The sequence below is a fragment of the Wolbachia endosymbiont (group A) of Machimus atricapillus genome (genome assembly GCF_964027095.1).
In the GTDB taxonomy this organism is placed as follows: domain Bacteria; phylum Pseudomonadota; class Alphaproteobacteria; order Rickettsiales; family Anaplasmataceae; genus Wolbachia.
Map to the genome: position 1 here is coordinate 367155 of NZ_OZ034727.1, position 20352 is coordinate 387506.

General features: G+C 35.7%; 14 protein-coding genes, 1 tRNA gene, 1 other RNA gene and 2 pseudogenes. 10 read left to right on the top strand and 8 right to left on the bottom strand.

Features of this window, described 5'->3' with window-relative positions; translation table 11 throughout:
• Nucleotides 1–26: 26 nt before the first annotated feature.
• From hemA to AAGD68_RS01840, 5 genes and pseudogenes are all read right to left on the bottom strand, one after another.
• The gene (hemA, locus tag AAGD68_RS01820) at nt 27–1235 is read right to left on the bottom strand and encodes a 5-aminolevulinate synthase (protein ID WP_253307234.1); all 1209 of its coding nucleotides are present in this window, start codon (nt 1233–1235) and stop codon (nt 27–29) included.
• Nucleotides 1236–1303: 68 nt separating this feature from the next.
• Nucleotides 1304–2377, bottom strand: coding sequence for a hypothetical protein (locus AAGD68_RS01825; protein WP_265045350.1), 1074 nt, complete (start codon nt 2375–2377; stop codon nt 1304–1306).
• On the bottom strand, nt 2374–3957 hold the full coding sequence (locus AAGD68_RS01830) for a lipase family protein (protein WP_341814317.1): 1584 nt from the start codon (nt 3955–3957) through the stop codon (nt 2374–2376). The genes AAGD68_RS01825 and AAGD68_RS01830 overlap by 4 nt, the downstream gene beginning before the upstream one ends.
• A gap of 158 nt (nt 3958–4115) precedes the next feature.
• Nucleotides 4116–6020, bottom strand: coding sequence for a molecular chaperone HtpG (gene htpG / locus AAGD68_RS01835; protein WP_253307230.1), 1905 nt, complete (start codon nt 6018–6020; stop codon nt 4116–4118).
• Between the two features lie 1229 nt (nt 6021–7249).
• Nucleotides 7250–8265 (bottom strand): annotated as a pseudogene (locus AAGD68_RS01840) (IS110 family transposase).
• A 459-nt stretch (nt 8266–8724) separates the two neighbouring features.
• On the opposite strand from AAGD68_RS01840, the gene AAGD68_RS01845 reads away from it, so the two are divergent.
• From AAGD68_RS01845 to petA, 4 genes are all read left to right on the top strand, one after another.
• Complete coding sequence (locus AAGD68_RS01845; protein WP_253309898.1) at nt 8725–9600, top strand: tetratricopeptide repeat protein; 876 nt, start codon at nt 8725–8727, stop codon at nt 9598–9600.
• A gap of 81 nt (nt 9601–9681) precedes the next feature.
• Nucleotides 9682–9754: transfer RNA gene (locus AAGD68_RS01850), tRNA-Val, on the top strand.
• Nucleotides 9755–9806: 52 nt separating this feature from the next.
• Nucleotides 9807–12515: a DNA gyrase subunit A gene (gene gyrA / locus AAGD68_RS01855; protein ID WP_265045356.1), complete on the top strand. Its 2709-nt coding sequence runs from the start codon at nt 9807–9809 to the stop codon at nt 12513–12515.
• Between the two features lie 86 nt (nt 12516–12601).
• Nucleotides 12602–13201, top strand: coding sequence for a ubiquinol-cytochrome c reductase iron-sulfur subunit (gene petA, locus AAGD68_RS01860; protein ID WP_265045358.1), 600 nt, complete (start codon nt 12602–12604; stop codon nt 13199–13201).
• 9 nt (nt 13202–13210) lie between these two features.
• Here the strand turns inward: petA and priA are convergent, their stop codons facing one another.
• Nucleotides 13211–15214, bottom strand: coding sequence for a primosomal protein N' (priA, locus tag AAGD68_RS01865; RefSeq protein ID WP_253309901.1), 2004 nt, complete (start codon nt 15212–15214; stop codon nt 13211–13213).
• Between the two features lie 100 nt (nt 15215–15314).
• On the opposite strand from priA, the gene AAGD68_RS01870 reads away from it, so the two are divergent.
• Nucleotides 15315–16748, top strand: coding sequence for an ankyrin repeat domain-containing protein (locus AAGD68_RS01870; RefSeq protein ID WP_341814318.1), 1434 nt, complete (start codon nt 15315–15317; stop codon nt 16746–16748).
• Nucleotides 16749–17094: 346 nt separating this feature from the next.
• Here AAGD68_RS01870 and AAGD68_RS01875 read toward each other — a convergent pair whose 3' ends face one another.
• A complete protein-coding gene (locus tag AAGD68_RS01875; RefSeq protein WP_253309883.1) occupies nt 17095–17292 on the bottom strand; it encodes a hypothetical protein in 198 nt (65 codons plus the stop codon).
• A 211-nt stretch (nt 17293–17503) separates the two neighbouring features.
• Between AAGD68_RS01875 and AAGD68_RS01880 the strand changes: the two genes are divergently transcribed.
• A complete protein-coding gene (locus AAGD68_RS01880) occupies nt 17504–18145 on the top strand; it encodes a hypothetical protein (protein ID WP_341814319.1) in 642 nt (213 codons plus the stop codon).
• Between the two features lie 125 nt (nt 18146–18270).
• Here AAGD68_RS01880 and AAGD68_RS06755 read toward each other — a convergent pair.
• A pseudogene (locus tag AAGD68_RS06755) lies at nt 18271–18458 on the bottom strand (hypothetical protein); the annotation flags it as partial.
• 311 nt (nt 18459–18769) lie between these two features.
• Between AAGD68_RS06755 and ssrA the strand changes: the two are divergent.
• The 4 genes from ssrA to AAGD68_RS01900 all read left to right on the top strand — a co-directional run bounded on the left by ssrA (nt 18770) and on the right by AAGD68_RS01900 (nt 20293).
• Nucleotides 18770–19105, top strand: a transfer-messenger RNA (tmRNA) gene (gene ssrA, locus AAGD68_RS01885).
• A 22-nt stretch (nt 19106–19127) separates the two neighbouring features.
• Nucleotides 19128–19565, top strand: coding sequence for a ClpXP protease specificity-enhancing factor SspB (locus AAGD68_RS01890; protein ID WP_265016675.1), 438 nt, complete (start codon nt 19128–19130; stop codon nt 19563–19565).
• Nucleotides 19566–19779: 214 nt separating this feature from the next.
• On the top strand, nt 19780–20001 hold the full coding sequence (locus tag AAGD68_RS01895) for a hypothetical protein (protein WP_253309905.1): 222 nt from the start codon (nt 19780–19782) through the stop codon (nt 19999–20001).
• Entirely contained in the window at nt 19982–20293 is a 312-nt protein-coding gene (locus tag AAGD68_RS01900; protein WP_264687877.1) for a type II toxin-antitoxin system RelE family toxin, read from the top strand. The genes AAGD68_RS01895 and AAGD68_RS01900 overlap by 20 nt, the downstream gene beginning before the upstream one ends.
• Nucleotides 20294–20352 lie beyond the last annotated feature (59 nt).

Consider the following 20352-nt stretch of genomic DNA (forward strand, 5'->3'; position numbering starts at 1 on the left):
AAATCGCGGTATGACGTAGGGCTGTACTAGCTATAGCATAAACAGGCTACAGAGATAGACAACTTCTCAAAAACTTTTACAAGAGATTCTGTTAAATGTTCTATCATTTCATCAGTATGATAAGGTGTAGGGGTAATACGGAAACGCTCAGTTCCTCTTGGCACTGTTGGATAATTTATATGTTGAACGTATATTCCATGCTCATCAAATAATAATTTTGATGCTCCTTTGGATAACTCTGGGTCGCCAATTATTATTGGAATTATATGAGTTTCTGTTGGAATGAAGTTAATTCCTGTATTTCTCAGTGAGTTTTTTACTTTTTCAACGACTTGCTTTTGCTTTTCCCTTTCAATGTTGCTCGATTTTAGGTGTTCAACGCTTGCCTTTGCTGCCGCTGCTAAAACAGGCGACATAGCAGTGGTGAAAATAAATCCTGGAGCGGAACTTCTTATTACATCTACCAAGCTCTTTGAAGACGCTATATACCCACCCATCACTCCAAAAGCCTTCGATAGTGTACCTTGAATGACGGTTATTCTATCCATCAGGCCTTCTCTTTCTGCAATTCCGCCACCATGTGAACCATACATGCCAACTGCGTGCACCTCGTCCAAATAGGTGATTGCATTATGTTGATCTGCAAGATCGCATATCGCTTCAAGCGGCGCTATATCGCCATCCATTGAATATACGGATTCAAGTGCTATTATCTTTGGTGTTTTTGTGTCTACGGACTTTAACAACTGCTCTAAGTGATCAACATCATTGTGTTTAAATATATGTTTTGGTCTTTTTCCTGATTTTATGCCTTCTATCATTGAAGAATGGTTCTTCTCGTCTGAAAAAATTACTACATTTGGGATAATAGACGATAAAGTGCTAAGTGTTGTCTGGTTAGCAAGGTAGCCACAAGCAAAAGTTAAAGCAGCCTCTTTTTTATGCAAACAAGCTAAGGATTTTTCCAGTTCTACAACCTCTTTTGTTGTACCAGATATATTTCTTGTTCCCCCCGCACCAATTGATGAATTTTGAATAGCGGCAATAACTTTCTCATTTTGTGACATTCCTAAATAGTTATTACTGCACCAGACTATTACTTCCCTATTTCTTTCATAGTCCATAATGTGGGGGAGCCTACCTGGCAATGACGCAAAGTGCATAAATTCACGGTAGCGCCCCTCATCTTTTATATCTTTGATTTTGTTTAAGAATATTTCTTCGTAGTTTACCAAGTTTTCATTCGCTAATAATTAATATAATTATAATAAATTATTAAATGGTAAACTACAATATTTATTCTTCAACTTACTGTTTCAACAAACTTTCTGTTAGCTACAGGTTCAACATTACCACCCTCAAGTGAACTTGAAGGTCTGTTACAGCAATATATGATTACAGCAGCAACTAAACAACAAGCTCCAACTGCTATTCCCACTGCTAACATCTCTAGGCAAACTACAATAGCCGCTCCCGAAGCAACTCCAGCTAGTGCTAGTGCAGAAGCAGCTATAACAGGCAGCTTACTACTTTTTGTACTTTGTGGGTGCGTTTCAACATCGTTATCTTCAACAACTACGTTATTAGAATTACCGATGACAATAATCTGCGGACCTTGTGAATCACCTTTACCTGTAGGTTGATCATTACCCTCTTTACTATCTGTTGTAGTTACCACAGGCTCTTCATTGTCAGTAATATCTTCAGTTGTAGACACATCGCCAGCATTTGAAGAGGTGCTGCTATGCTCATCACTGCTTGAGAGACTAGCATTATCATCCAAGGTGTTTGTATCGTTAACTAAAGTTTCTGGTTGTGGATTATCTTCACTTTCACGCTGGTGATTATCCTCCTCATCACTTGAGGAATCTGGCGTATCACTTGTTTGTAGTGTTATGTATTCAGTAGACTGATTAGCAAGAGTACCTGTAGTATCACTAACATCTTTACTTGAAGAATCTAGCTCATCACTTACTGATGGTGCATGATCATTTTGAATTACAAGCCATTCACTAAGAAGTTTCACAATCTCTCTGAGTTTGCCTCCTTGTTTACTTTTCTCCTCGCCCTCTAAACTAGCAACTTTTGTCTTGGCTTTGCTTAATGCTTCCCGTAAAGCAAATTCAGCAGATGCAGTTATATAAATTTTTTTCTGTCCCACTATAAGTTTTACTGTCTCAAGATCAACACTCTCAAGAACATTACAAAGAATTTCTTCTATGGCCTTTCCTTGGTTAGTTTGAATCCTAGAAAACGGAAACAATTCCTTAATTTCTTTAAGTTTGCTTTCTTGTTGATTCTTTTCCTCGCCCTGCAAACCATTAATTTCTGCCTCGGCTTCATTTATCGTTTCTCGAAGAGTAAAAAGTTCTCTCAAACTGGTCGACCTTTCATTACTTTGTGTCTTTTTTTAGGACGGAAAAAATTAGAAAGTCTTTTCTGAACCGACCCCTTTTTACTTTGTCTCTCCTCTTTAGAGTTGGTCGACTTGTCAGCATCAGGAGTTTCTATTCCCGAATTGGTCAAAATATTAACATCGGAAAGTCCTCCTCCCAAACTGACTGACTTCTTTTTACTTTGTTTTAAATGGACCTGATTGACACCCATAGTAGGTACTCCTAGACGGGTGTGCTTACTAGGTTTAGGATTGTTCAAATACTTGTTAAAATATTCTACACGTTCAACCACAGTCTTTTCACCTTCTTCAAGATTATTCGGACTGCCAATATCAAAAATTTCCCCCGAATTGGCCCATTTTTCAAACGATTCTACCAAACTAGTCTCATCCCTTTTGTTTTGTTCCCTCAAATTGATCGTCGATCCTCCTTTAGAATTAGTCAAATTGTCAATATTAGGAAGTCCTCCTCCCAAACTGACTGACTTTTCACTTTGTTCTTTAAATTTGGTCATTACACCCTCCTTATTATAATTGCCTCTGGGCTTCTTTATTGAAGCCCTTATGTCACCCATAATACCATTTCTTCTATCTTTGTCAAGAAATTTATCATTTCTATTGCTGAGCTCAGAATATATATTAATTATTTCAGAGAATGAAGCATTCTTATGTTGATCTTTCACTCGTTCAAAATATTGTTTATCGCTACTTGAATGGGTGCTTGGAATAAGACAACTGGGTACAGTTAGTACATCATACACTTCCCTAGCAGTCCGGGAAAGGATGTAGCATGTTGCAGATGTATTATTATCCGACTTAAAATTTTTTGGCTTTATTTTTAAAATAAGATCATGATAAACTTCCAATTTGTGGTCATGTAGCGCCGGCACGGAATGTCTTCCTATTTTTAATTGTTTGCCTACATGTTTATAGCCCATAAAATTAGGTGGTAATGAAGGTATGGAATCTGATCGATCAACTACTCTAATAGTCTTTCTTCCGAAGAGCTCATTACAGACTTTAGCAGCATTACGGTTAAAAACCCTTGGTGCACCAAAAGTTGCAATATGCAAATCTTTTGCATCCTCTGTTACACTTAAACATAGAGCAGCTATGTTAGCGACAGCACCTCCCATGCTGTGACCTGTAAGATTAATTTTTAAATCTCTGATTTCTAATCCTTGATCGTTAGCATATCCTTTTAATATCCCGTAAAGGCTCTCCCAGGAATTTTCAAATACGGAGTAGAAGCCTAGGTGAATTTTACCACCTTTGGGCAGAAGTTCATATTGACGAATTAAAGGTATTTCAACATCTCTCTTGAAGTCATAAGAATTACAAGTACCGCGGTATGCTATAGTTACTTCCTTACCCCTTATGAAAACATAACCAGTATGTCGAACTTCTTGGTCAGAAATAATGCCATGAAATTGAACAACTTTGTAACCCTCTTTCTCAAGTTGAGCAGGAGTTTTATATCCTCCTTTCTTTAGCTTAACAAACTCATTGTTTTTACAACCACAATCACTAACATAATAGCCTACCATAGCGAAGTTGATCATCTCTAATAACTTCTTTTGGTTAAATCCTGCAATTTTGTTAGATTCCTAGAATTATTCCTGCTTTTACCTTTTCCTGTAACACCTGCTGTTTGTGGAATAGGTTTTCTAAGTAGATTAATTATATATTACCTCACATAAATAACTAATCTAGTATAGTATTAGACAACAATCTTGCCAAGCAAATTATTAACTCTCTTAGCAAACAGACTTACATCATCCATCTCTTCACCTTCCACGATGCAAGCTTGGTAAAATAATAAATGAATCATGTCTTCCAATGTTGGGTTTTCACCATTTTCAGCGTGAGATTTCATTATGCTTTTTATTACAGGATGCTTAGTGTTAATTTCCAGTACCTTTGGCGTGCGGTAATTTAGCTGCTTTTGTTCACGCAAAAAACGCTCCATGCGAAGATCCATAGCACCTTCATCAACTGCTAGACATACAGGGCTGTCAGTCAGTTTTTTTGAGATTTTCACGCTTTTCACTGAATTGCCAAGAACCTTGGTGAAATATTGCAGTATAGAGTCCGTATTTTCTTCAGTCTTTTCTTCATCTTGCTTATTTTCCTCATCTTTTTTATCTTCTTCTGAAGAGAATTTTTCCAAATCAACATCAGCGCGGGTCACAGACTTAAATTTTTGATCTTTATATTCATGAATCACGCTAGTCCAGAAATCATCAACTGGATCAACAAATAGGAGCACTTCTAGTCCTTTACTGACGAATCCCTCAAGTTGCGGACTGTTTTTCACTGAATCGAGGCTATTCCCGGTGAGATAATAGATATGTTCCTGCTCAGGCTTCATTCTGCTTATGTAGTCATCAATGCTGACTAATTTCTCATCACCAGTGCTATGAAATCTGCAAATCGAGAGTAGCGCTTCTCTCTCATCAGTTGGCATAGCTTCACAAAGACCCTCTTTTAATACTGCACCAAAATTGGTCCAGAATTTTGTATATTCCTCTAAATTCTCTTTTGCCTTTTTACCGAGCTCTGATATCGCGCGTTTAGTTAAGGATTTTCTGATTTGCTCAACAACACGATTATTCTGCAGCGTTTCTCTGCTGATATTAAGAGGCAAGTCCGGTGAATCAACAATACCTTTCAGAAAACGTAAATACTGCGGTATGATCTGTACGTTATCTTCAGTGATAAATACTTTATTTACATATAACTTAACAGAGCAACGTCTATCTGGATGAAATAAATCAAAAGGTTTAATAGAGGGAACATAAAGCAAATTTGTATATTCTATTGCACCTTCATTTTTATTATGCAATATCATCCAAGGCTCCCCGCCAACGTGAGCAACACTGCGGAAAAAATCATTGTGTTCCTCTTGAGTAACATCATTTTTTGGCTTAGTCCAAATTGCAGCCTTACTGTTTAACTTTTCACTTTTTCCTTCTTCATTTATGAATTCAACAGGAAAATTTATGTGATCAGAGTAAGTAGTGACAATGTTTTCAACACGAAATTTATCTAAAAACTCATTCTCTTCAGGACGCATAATGAGTGTAATTTTAGTTCCACGAGAAATTTGATTATCTAGTTTACTTATCGAATACTCTCCATCTCCCTTGGATTTCCAGACCCAAGACTCCTCCTCTCCAGCTTTTCTTGACTCTACTATTACTTCTGATGCAACCATAAAGCTTGAGTAAAAACCAACACCAAACTTCCCAATCAGCTCCACAGCTTGGCTTGAATCCTTGCTATTTTTAATCGCATCTAAGAACTTTTGCGTACCAGAGCTTGCAATTGTACCAAGGTTATCTATTAAATCTTGTCTGTTCATTCCGATGCCATTATCAGTGATATATAGCTCGTTCTTATCTTTATTGGAGCTAATAGTGATTTTTAACTCATCACTTGAATCTAGCAAATTTGAATTAGATTGAGATTCATAGCGCAATTTATCACATGCATCCGATGCATTTGATATTAACTCACGCAGAAAAATGTCCTTATTAGTATAAAGTGAATGAATCACTATATTCAGTACTTTCCCTACTTCAGCGTCAAATTTTAAATTTTCAGTTTCTTGTACGTTATGCATTTTGAGCTCCATTATTTGCCTACTACCCTAATAATCTAAGTATTGCACTGCAATCTTTCAAGGTCACGCACGCCAAAATTAATGTAGCCGCCATATTATGACACCCAATTTATGGGATCTCTTGCATAAAAATTCCTTGACACCCTTCGCCAACCCCCTTATCATGAAACTGAAGGTATTCATTTATCTTCATCTGTGCAGATTAAACAGCAAGAAAACAACGTAGTTGGCGTCTTATTTTTAATTTTTTGCACTATGTGCACCTTATGTCTTCACAACATTTCTGGGTTTTTACCTATATAAGCTGAAACGCGCTTATAAGTCGTTTAAGACAGTATAGTACGCCAATTTGCAGGATTAGAGAGTGACAACTAGCTAACACGGGGTTTCTTTTGCCTTTTTTTCTGCTTAGTAAATTTCTTAAACATTTAAGCTAAGGTTAGTTGCACTTAAAAGCAGCTAAATTGCAGCGTTTAAGACTTAAAAAAACGCCAATACAGAAAATAGACAATGACCAGGGCTTCTTTTGCCTTTTTTTCCGTTTGGTAAATTTCTTAAATATTTATAGCTAAACGACAATCGTCATCCCGCTGCTTGTTAGCGGGATCTAGAGATACCGTGACGGTATGACGAGGGAGAACAGTTAGCGGCTGAGATACCGCGAATGAATCGCGGTATGACGTAGGACTGCTGTCATTCCAGTACTCCTTTTTTTGTCATCCCAGTGCTTGACACTGGGATCCAGTTTTCCATATAATCTCATCGAAAACGTTGTATTTTAACGTAAAACATCTATTTTTATGCTTACCAACTTAATAAAATTCCTGGATCCCAGTGTCTGGGCACTGGGATGACACCATTCTTTTTTCTGGATTCCAGACTGGAATGACACCGTCTTGGATGGAAACCAGTGTCAGCTACTTTCATGACACCATCATAAGGTGAAACTGGATTCCCAGTATCTGGGCACTGGAATGACAGGAGATACCGTCTTGTTAGTCAACAAAAAAATTATAAAAATTTCCCAAGTTGCATCATAAAATCAAAAAATACTTCCAATTGTGTAACAGTACACAGATTATAGTTAGTGGATATGTTGATAAGTAAATTAGTTTTATACGCACAAAACAGATGAAGTTTACTTATCAACATATCCACTAACCAACAACATTCAATAAATTTGTGTAAGATACCACTTTACATAAGATAGATAGGAAGCATTTTTGATTTTAAAGTACTAAACCTTCAGTCAACCTCCTAGCCCTGTAGTTTTTGATATGGTTAGGATCAAAAGCACTTTTGGATGTCAGAATACCGAAAATGATATGGAGTAGCTTACGCATTGCAGCACCAACGATGGCCATATTATGCTTACCCTTTTCCTTTAATCTTTGGCAAAAGCTCATAATGATAGGATTGTGATTCTTAGCTACTATGGCAGGAAAGAAAAGTGCCTTACGTAATGTTTGTGAACCGGATTTACTTAATCTGGGTTTGGCATATACAGAGGAACCTGACGTCATATTTCGTGGTATAATTCCTGTATATGCTGCCAATTGCCTGGCATCTCTAAAAACCTCTATATCAGAAACTTCAGCTAAAATAGCTATTGCTGATTCTTCTCCTATGCCTGGAATAGTCAATAGAAGTTGAAAATTTTCCAACAATTCTTTGTGTTGATTTAATAGTTCACGTACGGAGTTTTTTATTGTTTCTATTTTTTGAGCTATATTCATTGCAAGGTCTTCCCAAGCATTTGCAACTTCTTTAGGCAGTCTCTCTTTTTTTTCTAAGTGGTTATTTACTAATGTTAACTCATCTTTTAACGCAACTGAGCAACGATAAAGATGTTTTAATTTTTTCATTTCAGGAGAAGGTGGTGTCCAACTAGAAGGTTCCTGTCTTTGGCAATAATCAGCAATAACTTCTGCATCGGTCTGATCATTCTTTTGTCGTATCAGCTTACTCCTTGCATAAGATTTTATGCAATAAGGATTTACAACACTTACAAAATGTCCAGCATTGTGTAGAAATTCAGCCAGTGCTTCGCTATAACAACCAGTAGATTCCATGCAGGTTTTTACTTTTTCTACATTATGTTTGTGTAGAAAATTCAGTAGACTTTGAAACCATCGTTCTTAAAGCTTCTTTTTCTAGTTTCACGCTTTCCTTTTTTGCTTATAAATGAGAGAAAAACATCAAAGCGATCTTTTGATATATCTATGCCCAAAAAGTTGTTGATCATATATAACCCCATACGTTACCATTAAAAATGAAAAGTAAGGCTAACCTTGTGAATACAGAATTAGAACCATTCAGGTCTTTCTACGATACCGTCCAGCCTATACTTTTGAGAAGGGAATTCTTATCTCCTCTACAGATTTTATATCTAAGAAGAAGCACAGAGTTCCTTCCTTCTCCACCTAATGCTTAAGCTTAAAACATTAGATGCTTTTGACAAGATACAAGTAGAAGGCTACTTAGATGGCAGGGAGGAGCTACTTGAATGACGGTTCTTATCGTCGGTAAACTTAGAGCCATAATAACTATTTGCCTTTTTTCTACTTAAGTTTGGGTTATGCAAGAAGTCTAATAGAGCGAAATATGGAAGACAAAAGATAAGTGCATTCTACGCAGCATCGCTAATTAATAATATCTTTATTATTGTATGAGATAGGTAATTTAGCATTTATGAATTTGTAATGTGTTACGCATAGCTCAAAGAAATAAGGTTTACTGGTTACACGCTGCAGCCAATGCCACAACACTAGGATCTATGTTTGTCTGCATGTTAATTTGCGTTGTGATTTTATGGAGGTCTTCTGTTACCTATGCTAGTGAAAATTTGGAGATACAGAAGGCCTTTGATAGTGTTGTCAAGCATATAAAAGCTGATAAAAAGTATAAAGATCTTGATGTTATTGAGAGAAAAAGTGACAAATTTAATATCAAAATTGCGCAGAATTCTGGCAAGAGTTTTGACATATACTCTACTTTAAAAAAAGCAAAAGATTCCTTTGAGTCAGGAGATAATGAAACAGCTATTTCTCTCCTTAATCAGATCATCACAAAGTTTCCTTATCATAAAAATGCTTTAATTGGATTGGGAAATATTTATTACGCTAATAAAGAATACAAAAAAGCTGTAGAGATTTACACAAGACTGTTAAAAGAATACCCTAGTAACCCTTACATATTAAAAAATTTTCTGACGATAATCTCACAATATGATCCTGATCTGGCGTTGAGTGAAATGTTGAAATTGTATGATATACATAAAAATTATGCTCCTTTATTAGCAAATTTAGGTCTGATTTATATGAAAAAGGAGGATTATGTAAAAGGTAAAGAGTATATGACAACTGCTATTTCCCTTGATGAAAACAATATTTTTTATACCTATAATTTAGCTGTTATTCTAGATAAACTTTCAGATTTTAAAAATGCTACAATATTCTACTTAAAGTTGTTGAACATGGCTACAACTTCGAAAGATGTGAGTGAAAAAATACCTTTATACAAAGTGACAGCAAGACTAAAATTTATAAAACTCCACAGCACGCACCCAAAGATTTCATAAAAGCTTATAGCTTACCTAAATCTAATTTATCGCTATTTTTGTTTACAATAATAATATTGAGCTATAGAATTACATCTAAAGGGGCAATTAGCTCAGCTGGTAGAGCATCTCGTTTACACCGAGGAGGTCGGCAGTTCAAGTCTGTCATTGCCCATTTGCTTAACTGAATGTTAATATTATTAATTACTTCAATCAAAATATAGAAAATGCAGGATAATATAGTACCAATCTCAATAGTAAAAGAGCTGGAAGATTCTTATCTCTCCTACGCAATGAGCGTTATCATAAGCCGGGCTATACCTGACGTGCGAGATGGATTTAAACCTGTTCATAGGCGCATATTATATGCAATGTCAAGGGCTGGATACGATGCTGGTAAGCCATATAAAAAGGCGGCTCGTATAGTAGGGGATGTAATGGGGAAATATCACCCACATGGTGATGCAGCTATTTACGATTCCTTGGTTAGAATGGCCCAAGATTTCTCTCTTCTTTTACCACTTGTTGATGGACAAGGTAACTTTGGTTCGATAGACGGAGATCCACCCGCTTCGATGCGATATACAGAAGCAAGGCTTCACAAAGTGTCGCACTTCTTACTAAATGATATTGACGAAGATACAGTTGATTTTAGGCCAAACTATGATGGAAATGAAACAGAGCCTGTTGTACTGCCTGCAGAATTTCCGAATCTATTGGTAAATGGTGCAAGCGGTGTTGCAGTTGGTATGGCAACCAATATTCCTTCTCATAACCTTGGAGAAATAATAGATGCTTGTATGTTATATATAGATAATCCTGAAGTTACTTTGGATGAGTTACTTGAAGTGATGCCAGGGCCGGATTTCCCAACTGGGGGAACGATTCTTGGAAGGTCTGGAATAAGATCAGCATTTGCAACGGGTCGTGGATCAATTGTTGTGCAAGGCAAGACTCACATGGAAGACCTGCCACAAGATAGGCAAGCAATAGTGATTGATGAAATACCTTACCAGGTAAATAAAGTAAAATTAATTGAGAAGATAGGTGAGCTTGTAAAAGAAAAAAGAATTGATGGCATAACAGAAATTAGGGATGAGTCTGATAAGTCTGGTATTAGAGTAGTAATTGACCTCAGAAGAAATGCTGAAGCAAGTTTTATACTTAATCAAATATTGGGACTAACTCCACTAAGAAGTAGTTTTAGTGTTAACACTTTAGTCCTCAACAACAACAGGCCTGCTTTGATGTCATTAAAAGAAATCATAGCTGCTTTTGTTGATTTTAGAAAAGAAGTATTAATCAGGAGAACAGAATTTCGTCTAAGAAAAACGAGGGAAAAAGCTCATATATATGTAGGGCTCTACATTGCGGTCTTGAGCATAGATGAAGTGATAAAAATCATCCGTGGTGCAAAAGATCCTGCGGAAGCAAGTAGAGAACTTTTAAATAAAGAATGGAAAACTTCAGCTGAGATAAACACAATTATTGGATTAATCTCAGACAGCACAAGCTTTTTGAAAGACGGAGTGTATAGATTAACTGAGCTGCAAACGAAAGCTATTCTTGACATGAAATTGCAACGTTTAACAGGCCTTGAAAAAGACAAATTAGAAGCTGAGCTAAGTTCAATGATCAACCTGATAAAAGAATATATCGCTTTTCTTGGCTCAGGAGAGAAGTTGATGAAAGAAATAAAAAACAATCTACAAGAAATAAAGAACAGATTTGCTGTGCCGCGAAAAACTTCAATAGAGGAATCAGATACGGACATTGAAGCTGAAGATCTAATTCCACAAGAGGATATGGTGATAACCGTAACTATGAATGGTTATATCAAGCGTGTGAAGCTTTCTCATTATAGAACTCAGCGTCGTGGTGGAAAAGGAAAGCTAGGACAAGGATTAAAAGAAGAGGATGTAACCACAAAATTATTTGTTGGGAATACCCACACTAGCCTTTTATTCTTTTCTAATATTGGCCGAGTTTATAGATTAAAAGTTTATAAGTTACCTCTTGCAGAGCCAACTGCACGTGGAAGAGCACTTGTTAATATATTCCCGCTTAGCGATGGTGAAACTATAACTAATATAATGCCATTACCAAGTGAAAATGACGAAAATCAAAACATAGTTTTTGCTACTGCTCATGGGAACATAAGGCGCAACTCTTTAGCGGATTTTCACTATATTCCAAGCAATGGAAAAATAGCAATCAAGCTCGATGAAGGAGATAAGTTAATATCAGTTAAAGTATGCAATGAAATTGATCATGTTTTTCTTTCAACAAGATTCGGCAAAAGTATCAGATTTGTTGTAAGTGATGTGCGTCAATTTAAAAGTCGCAATTCAGATGGCGTAAGAGGTATCAAACTTGCAAAGAATGACAGCGTGATATCCATGACCATATTAAATGGGATAGGTGTAGCAACAGAAACAAAAGAACTTTACTTAAAAGTTCCACTTGCAAAAAGACTGGGGACTGCAATTAATAACTCCATTGATTCTAAATTGGAAAAGACTTTGAATGATTTAGGAATAGATAACGAATTGTTCTTAAAACTTGCAGTGAATGAGGAGTTTATATTAACTATTACCGAAAATGGCTTTGGTAAAAGAACTTCTGCGTATGAGTATAGAATAACTAACAGGGGTGGTGTTGGTATCACCAATATTCTTACTACCAACAGAAACGGTAATGTTGTTGCTAGTTTTCCAGTTGAGCAGGGTGATAATATCATGCTTATTACAGATAAAGGAAAGTTAATTCGTATTTCAGTAAATGATATCAGAATTGCAGGACGTAGCACTCAAGGAGTCACTCTGTTTAAAACAGAGAGTAGAGAAAAGGTGGTGTCAGTAGCGAAAATTGAAGATCCTGATTCCACTGAAGATAGTATTTCTGAAGTTGAAAACTCTATCTCTTCTCAACTGTAGTACAGGTTAAACAAAAAGCGCAAGTTTTTGTTGATTAATACGCAGTATTTAATTTAAAATATATACTTATGGCTAAGTAGAGATCAATGGACAAAAATTTAACTAAAAATAAAAAACCACTGGCAAATAAAGAGGATAAAAAAACACCTCCTGTTAAAGATCTTACTAAAAATAAGAGTAGGAGAGATTTTATAACATTAACTACATGCGCTATGGCAAGTATAGGAGCTGCAAGTGGACTTTGGCCACTGGTTAAGTCTATGAATCCTTCTGCTGAAGTTTTAGCAACTTCCACAGTGGAGGTGAATTTGTCTGGAATTCAGGAAGGACACGGAGTAAAAGTAAAGTGGCAAGGTAAACCAGTATTCATTCGTAGACGCACAAAGCAAGAAATTGAGGCTGCAAGAGCTGTGAATGTGAAGAGCTTGAGGGATCCTCAATTAGATGAGCAGAGAGTATACGAAGGAAAAGATGAATGGTTAATCATGATCGGAATATGTACACATCTTGGGTGTGTGCCGATTGATCACGCTACAAAAGATGGTAACGGTTGGTTCTGCCCTTGCCACGGTTCATATTATGACACATCAGGCCGAGTAATTGGGGGACCTGCACCAAAAAATATGGTTGTACCTGATTATTTTTTTCCCAGTGAGAATGTTGTGGTAATTGGCAAGAAGGCTTAACGGAACTCGTTAAAAAAAACTCACAGGATCAACATCTATTATCACTGCAATACTCGAATTCAAGTTACAATTTTTAATCCAACATTTCAGCTTCTTTTGTATAGATAGACTGTGCTTATTGTGTATTTTTAGCAACACCCTATACCGATACTTATTATTTAAGAAATTTATTGCTGCTGGTGATGGACCAAGAATTTCAAATTCCTTTTTGTCTGCACTTACATTTTTTTCCTGAATACAAGTAGTTGAGCTACTTGTATGACAGAGAAGAGATTTTACTATTTCATTCGCTGCTTTTTGTGTCGCAATCTGATTCTTACCACAAATTATAAGCGCTATTAATCTGCTAAATGGTGGCATTTTGGCTTCGCGTCTTGACTTAAGTTCAATTTCATAAAATGAGTCCCTTTTTTGATGTAGCAATGCTTTTATTATTGAACTTTCAGGATTATTGGTTTGCACTATTACCATTCCTTTTTCATTGAACCTTCCTGACCTGCCTGCAACTTGGTGCAACAATTGATACGTCTTTTCTGCTGCTCTTAAATCAGAATTTTCGAGACTCAAATCTGCATTCATTACTCCAACCAAAGTTAATTTAGGAAAATTGTGCCCCTTAGCAATTATTTGTGTACCGATTATAATGTTCACCTCTTCTTTCAGTACCAAGTCAATTACGTTACTAACCGACTTCTGATCGCTGCTTATCATCGCAGTTTTTGCGTTTGGTATTAATTTCACCATTTCTTCAAGTAACCTTTCAATTCCTACGCCATAAAGGGAAAATGACTGTTCACTCTGGCAATCAGAGCATTTTTCTGGGAGTTTTAATTGATAAGAGCAATGATGGCACAAAAGAGCATTTTTTTTCTTGTGATATGTAAGCCAAACAGCACAATTTAAGCAGGAAATTTTATATCCACACTTTTTACAAACTGCCAGTTGTGCATACCCTCGGCGGTTTAAAAAGAGCATAACCTGCTGTTTTTTCTCTATGGTTTGTTTGATGCTTTCAAAAAGCTCAGAGGAGATCCATTGCTTGTTGTTCCTCATATCTACTACTTTAATGAGTGGCAATTCTGCACCACCGAATCGCTTGGTTAGCTTTACATGATTATAATTCCCGCTTTTAACATGATGAATCGTTTCAAGCAGTGGAGTTGCTGATGATAAAATAATCGGAATATTTTCAAATTTGGCTAAGATTATCGCCATATCTCGAGCATTATATATAATTCCCTGTTCTTGTTTAAAAGATGAGTCGTGCTCTTCATCAATGATAATCAATTTTAGGTTTTTATAAGGCAAAAAAAGCGCTGACCGTGCACCAATAATTATCTGCGCATTTCCACTTGCTATATTGAGCCAATTATTCCGGCGAGTTTTTGGAGTGAGCCCTGAGTGCCATTCAGCTAAGTTTTTTGATATCTGACCGCGAACACGATTTACCAATTGTGAAGTTAAAACAATTTCAGGCAAGAGGATTAAAATTTGTGCACTGTTTACAGTTTCTACCAATTTTGCAATTGCGGATAAGTAAACTTCCGTTTTTCCAGATCCTGTCTCACCGTCAAGCAAAGTCACTGAATACTCATTCAAACTGCTTATTATTTTATCGCTAGCTATCTGCTGTTCAGGGTTTAATTGGCAACTTATTTCACTTATTTCCTGCTTCTGCTTAGCACAAACCAATTTATCTATTTGGTTTACTTTTAACACTCCTCCCATTATCACTTTGGCAAGCATACCAATAGGTATTAAGTTGTATTGCGCAACCCACTCTGCAAATGTAATCAATTTTGGTCTAATATTTGGTAAATCGATTTTTTGCTCAATAAATTTTAATGCTCGACCACTCTTGTCACTATATTTCCAAACTATTCCGATCAAGCGTTTTTTGCCAAATGGCACCACTACGTAATCTCCAAGTAAAATCTCAGTATTTTCCTCAATTGCATACGAAAATAACTGATCAATTGGAAGTGGTAGTAATACATCAACTGTTCTTGTCATAGCAGCCTAAGTTTAGCACTGTTTTGAAAATATTCGTTTGATTTTTGTGGATTAAACTGGTATAGTATTATACTAAATTAATTTGATTGGGGGAGTGAGTATGATTCCAAAAATACGTAAAGAGGCATTCAAAGTATTAGGATTGTCAGAGAGTGCAAGCACAAAAGAGATTATGAAGGCATATTGCAAGCTTGCATTGAAATGGCATCCCGACAAATGGTCAGATAAAAGCCAAGAAGAGCAAAAGACAGCAACAGAAAAGTTTAAAGAAATATCAGTAGCATATAAAATATCAATAGGCGAGATGACTGAAGAATTCATTAGCAAACAGCCTAATGATGATTGGATTGACAACTTGGCTGAATATTTTGAAAACTGGGCAAAAGAATTTCTTAGAGAGCGCTACGGCTCACATCTAAGTGAAGAAGAGGTTGATTTATTTAAGGCTCTTGATGATAAAGATCTAGCCAAGACAAAAATTTTGTTAGAAAAAGTCAAAAATATCAATTCACAAACCAGACCTTTTGATTCATGGACTGGGGAGTCAATATTGCACTACATTGTAAAAAATTCCTGCAGCAATTTTGAATCAGGTTGGATAGAGCTACTTGAAGAAGTTTTATCAAAGTATAGCGCTAACAATTCAATATCAGCTCATAATAGCAGTGTCGAGCTATGCTCACAACTTAACGCAATAGATGTTAATATTTTGATGGAAGGTATTGGCACCCCTTTATATATTGCATGTGATCTAGGTAATCTTGATGTCATAAGTATGCTTCTAAAGCATGGAGCAGATCCTAATACATGTAGTGTATCTGAATTTACACCGCTGTATTATGCTCTAGAAAAAAGCAAAAATGATGTTGTTAAGGTACTGTTTGAACACGGTGCTGAAATTGGTGTAGGTTCTGTAGAAGAAAAGTTAATTATCGGCAATATTACAAAATATAGTCAGAGTACAGTAGAAATGCTTTTACCGTATGCATCTAATAGGCAAAAAAGTAAGATGTTACAATGTATTGCTTACAGTGATAGTGTGGAAACTGATCATGATATTGAAATTGCAAAATTACTATTGAAGGCAGACGCTGACCCTAAATTTTGTGGTCAAGAAGAAAAGGGGGAGTCAAACGCCAGTGCATCATGTTGGGCCGACTTTAAAAAGAAAAGTAAGCTTGTAAAATTATTTAATGAACACAAAGAAAAAGCAACTAACAATAACTTACATACAGTGGAAAAGCAAAGTGCTCAGCCACCTATAACAGATAATAAGAATCATCATTCTCCACAAAAACAAGCTTCAGGAATTTCCCCAAGAGTTATAGGCTTAGCATTATTATTTGGTGCTGTAGGAGCCACACTAGCTGCAATAGGAATTATACCTGAGATTGTTGCTATTGGAGTAGTTGCAACTGCTGTATTATTAGGAATTGCAGGTGCAGCATTAGGTGGTATAGTAGGGTATCTTACAGACATAACAGTAAACAAATGTTGTAATAGTGAAGCTGTTAGCTGCATAACTAACAACTAATGTCATTCAAATAGCTCGTCTAGGCATGTTTTTTTCTGGATTCTATAGTATTTTCTAAAACGAATGATAAACGTCTAAAATGGTATTACCAACTAAAAGGTGTAAGTCTGTACATTGATGCATTAGAGGTCTGAGGCGACTTTTGATGGTGTGCCAACAATGCTCTATCGGATTTAGATCTTACTATTACCCACAAATATAAATGTTTGTTGCATAGCTCTTAATGGCATAACTTTTGCTTGAAATAACTGTTTATATGGTGCAATTTACAGCTTTTAGTTGCTAAAATTATAACTCTTAGTTTAATAATTTTAATCCAATAAGCTTTCAGGTTAATAAAATTAAATTATTTGAGTAAATACAATACTATGTTTTTATTTGTGGGTAATAGTAAGTCTTTTACCCCATCGTTTTTTGCGATGAATTCAGCATATTTTTCCAACAGTTTTGCATCTAATTTATCGGTTTTTGCAAAGTGATTGCAGGCTTTTGCAAATGCATATGCCCGATTTGGGTGAGCTCTATGAACAGCTATGTTATACAACTTTATTACAAGTTTCTCATAACCTCCTGTTTACACATAACTTAACAAATACGTTAGCTTGTCTACCTATTTTGCCATTCTGCTGAACGGATACATCCGAGTAGCACATCCTTTACTTTGTAGGTATACTTTTTTTGACATGCGGTTATATCTTTTTTAATATAAAGGATATATACTTATGCATTATATATTTTTTTGTATGAGGAGTTATATGAAAATGAAGAGATTATGCGTTTTGGCTGTGTTGCTTACTTCATCTCTAGCAGGTGCAGCTAATAATAGTGCAAGTAAGTCAGAAGATCAGTACTATGCAGGTTTAAACTTTGGTGCTGGATGGGGTGGTGGCTTTGTAATGAAACCTAGCGTTGTTTTTGGTTATCATCATGACAAAAACTCTAAGTTTGAACTTGAGGTTCTTGCTAACATGAGTGATATTGCTAATAAGGATACAAGGAAAATAGGGGCTAGCTTATTGGCAAATTATCGTTATTACCCTGACCTTGATATTGATCCCGTTAAACTATATGTCAGTGGAGGTTTAGGAGGATACTTACAAGTAATACCTTTTGGCTTTGGTGAAGGTGGTAAAAGCAAAGATTTAAAACCTCAAGATCCAGGAGCTACCACTACTTCGAGTGCAGGTGAGGTTACTGGAGCTGCTGCAGAGGAGGCATCTGTAGTAGATAAAATACTGGGTTCTATTTCCTATAAACTGAAGGTCGGTGTTGATTATGAAATTGCTCCACAGATAGTTGGTGCAGTTGGTATTGCTGCAGGCGGGCAACTAAGTGGTATAAAAGCATTACAAATACCAGATGCAACTCTGGAGGTAGGAATACGTTATAATTTTTAATGCTGCTAAATTGTAACTTAGTTCATAAAGGTAGAGACAATGTTGAGGATGAAATAAACAGCATTGAAAAAATCTGGAAATATATGAGATACTTTTCGAATATGGTTTTGAATGCTAACTATAGATTAAAAAAATAACAAGAAAAAGGGTAAACTCCAGTATTTGTAACCGTTCACGGATTGTGAGAATGAATAAGGAACTAGGTCCAAAGTGTGATGGTATGGATTTAGTATAAATAATTCAGGATGCTTGTGTCCACTGGTTACATATAAATTCATAAGGTTTTGAGAGTTTTGAGTCTTTTTGCGTAATATAACAAAGTTGTAAAGGTGTAACCATAATTCCTCCTTCGATGGCAATTTCTTATGTATCATACCATCACACTTTGGACCTAAGCACTCTGTTCAACAAGCTAGAACTGCTATATTTGAATACATAGAAATTTTTACAAAAAACAGCGTAGGCATTCTGCTATTAATTATTGCATTCCTGAACATTGTGATTCATTATTCTTTTTGTAAAAAATTTTCTTAACTTTCTCTCCACTTTTTCTGGGTAAGGTCACAGAATTTTTTACTGGAAATCTTAATTTTGTCTTAGCAATAAATCAACTTAAGGTCATAATATCTTGACATTTATTTAATGTTGCTATATAATAGCTATGTACATTTTGTGTACTATAGCAATAAAATCACCCTGTAATAGGTGTATTGGACCCGAGGGCAGTACTCGGCGCCTCCACCATATTTTTAATTTATATGGGGGCGAATAAGGATCGACATGCATAGTAAAGATGGTAGTTTTGCTCGGTTAGACACCACCGCTAAGAGTTCATAATTTAAATGCAAACGATAATTTTGCTGCTGAAGACAATGTTGCAATAGCTGCTTAATTTAAGCACTATAACTTCATTGCTATAAGCACGGTTCAGGGAACGCCGGGTAACAGAAGTTCCCCAAAAATTTATGTATGTGAAAGTTATATGGAGCAAACAGATTACAAAAAATTGCTTAATTCTGCTAAGTTTCAAGTTATCAAAAAGACTTTAGATGTTATATCAGGTAATGGTTTTATCCCTCATTTAGAAATATTATTTTTCACATATTTTAATGGTGTAACCATGCCAGATCATTTGAAAAAGTCATACCCCACTCAAATGCTTATTATATTACAGCATCAATTCTATGATTTAAAAGTTTCTGAGGATAAATTTAGCGTCAGTTTGAGTTTTCAAGGGAAACAAGAGCGAATTACTATACCGTTTTTTGCTATTAGTGAGTTTCGTGATAAAATTTCAGGAGATGTTTTAATATTTGACAAAATCAGTATCGATTCTGATAAAGAATACAAAAGTGAAAAATGTACTGAAAAATTATCAAACGGTAGTATTATATCCATAGATCAACTGCGTGATGAGTAATTGCTCATCTTTGTAAACAAGAAATATTAATAGAAAAAAGTGGTCTAACTTAAGTAATAGAATAGAGGAATACTATCGTAGACAAATATGCTAAATCTTTAATTGTTTATTAACGCAGGTGGCAAAATTTTTCTTACATATCATCAACTTTCTTTATTGAAAAATTCAGAAAAATGTTGTAAAATAGTTGTGGTAGTAGGCTTCGGTAAAACTTATGGCAGATTCAGGAATTAGTATAACTTTTGACCCAAAAACTTCGCAGCATCTTGTTGAACTAGCTAGAGCCACTAAGCAGTCTGTTCAAAAATTAACAGAAAAGCTAGTCAAGGAAGCAATCGAACTTGAAGCGGAAGATATTGCATTTTCCAAAATTATTAGGGAGTTAAATGCTGATGATGCAGAAGAAGTAGAGGATAGTGAAGACATCTGGAAATAAGCGATACACCATTAAATATCTAAAGCATGTTCTTAAAAGAAATTTGCCTTTCTTGCCGAAAGATGTAAAGCCAAGTATTAAAGACGCAATAAAAAAGTATCTTGAGATTGATCCTATTGGTAACGGTGTGTTGCTACGCAAGAGATTAAAGGGACATAGAAGAATAAAAGTTGCTGATGATTACCGTATTGTCTATCGTGTAAATACTGCAAAACGTATAGTAATTATTGTTTCAATAGGACACAGGGACAATATTTACAAGCAGGCAATATTGGACCTACTGAAACATTAAATATATTTTATACAGCCCTCCTTCCTCCTACCTTAGGTGCAGCTCAAAAAATGAAGTTT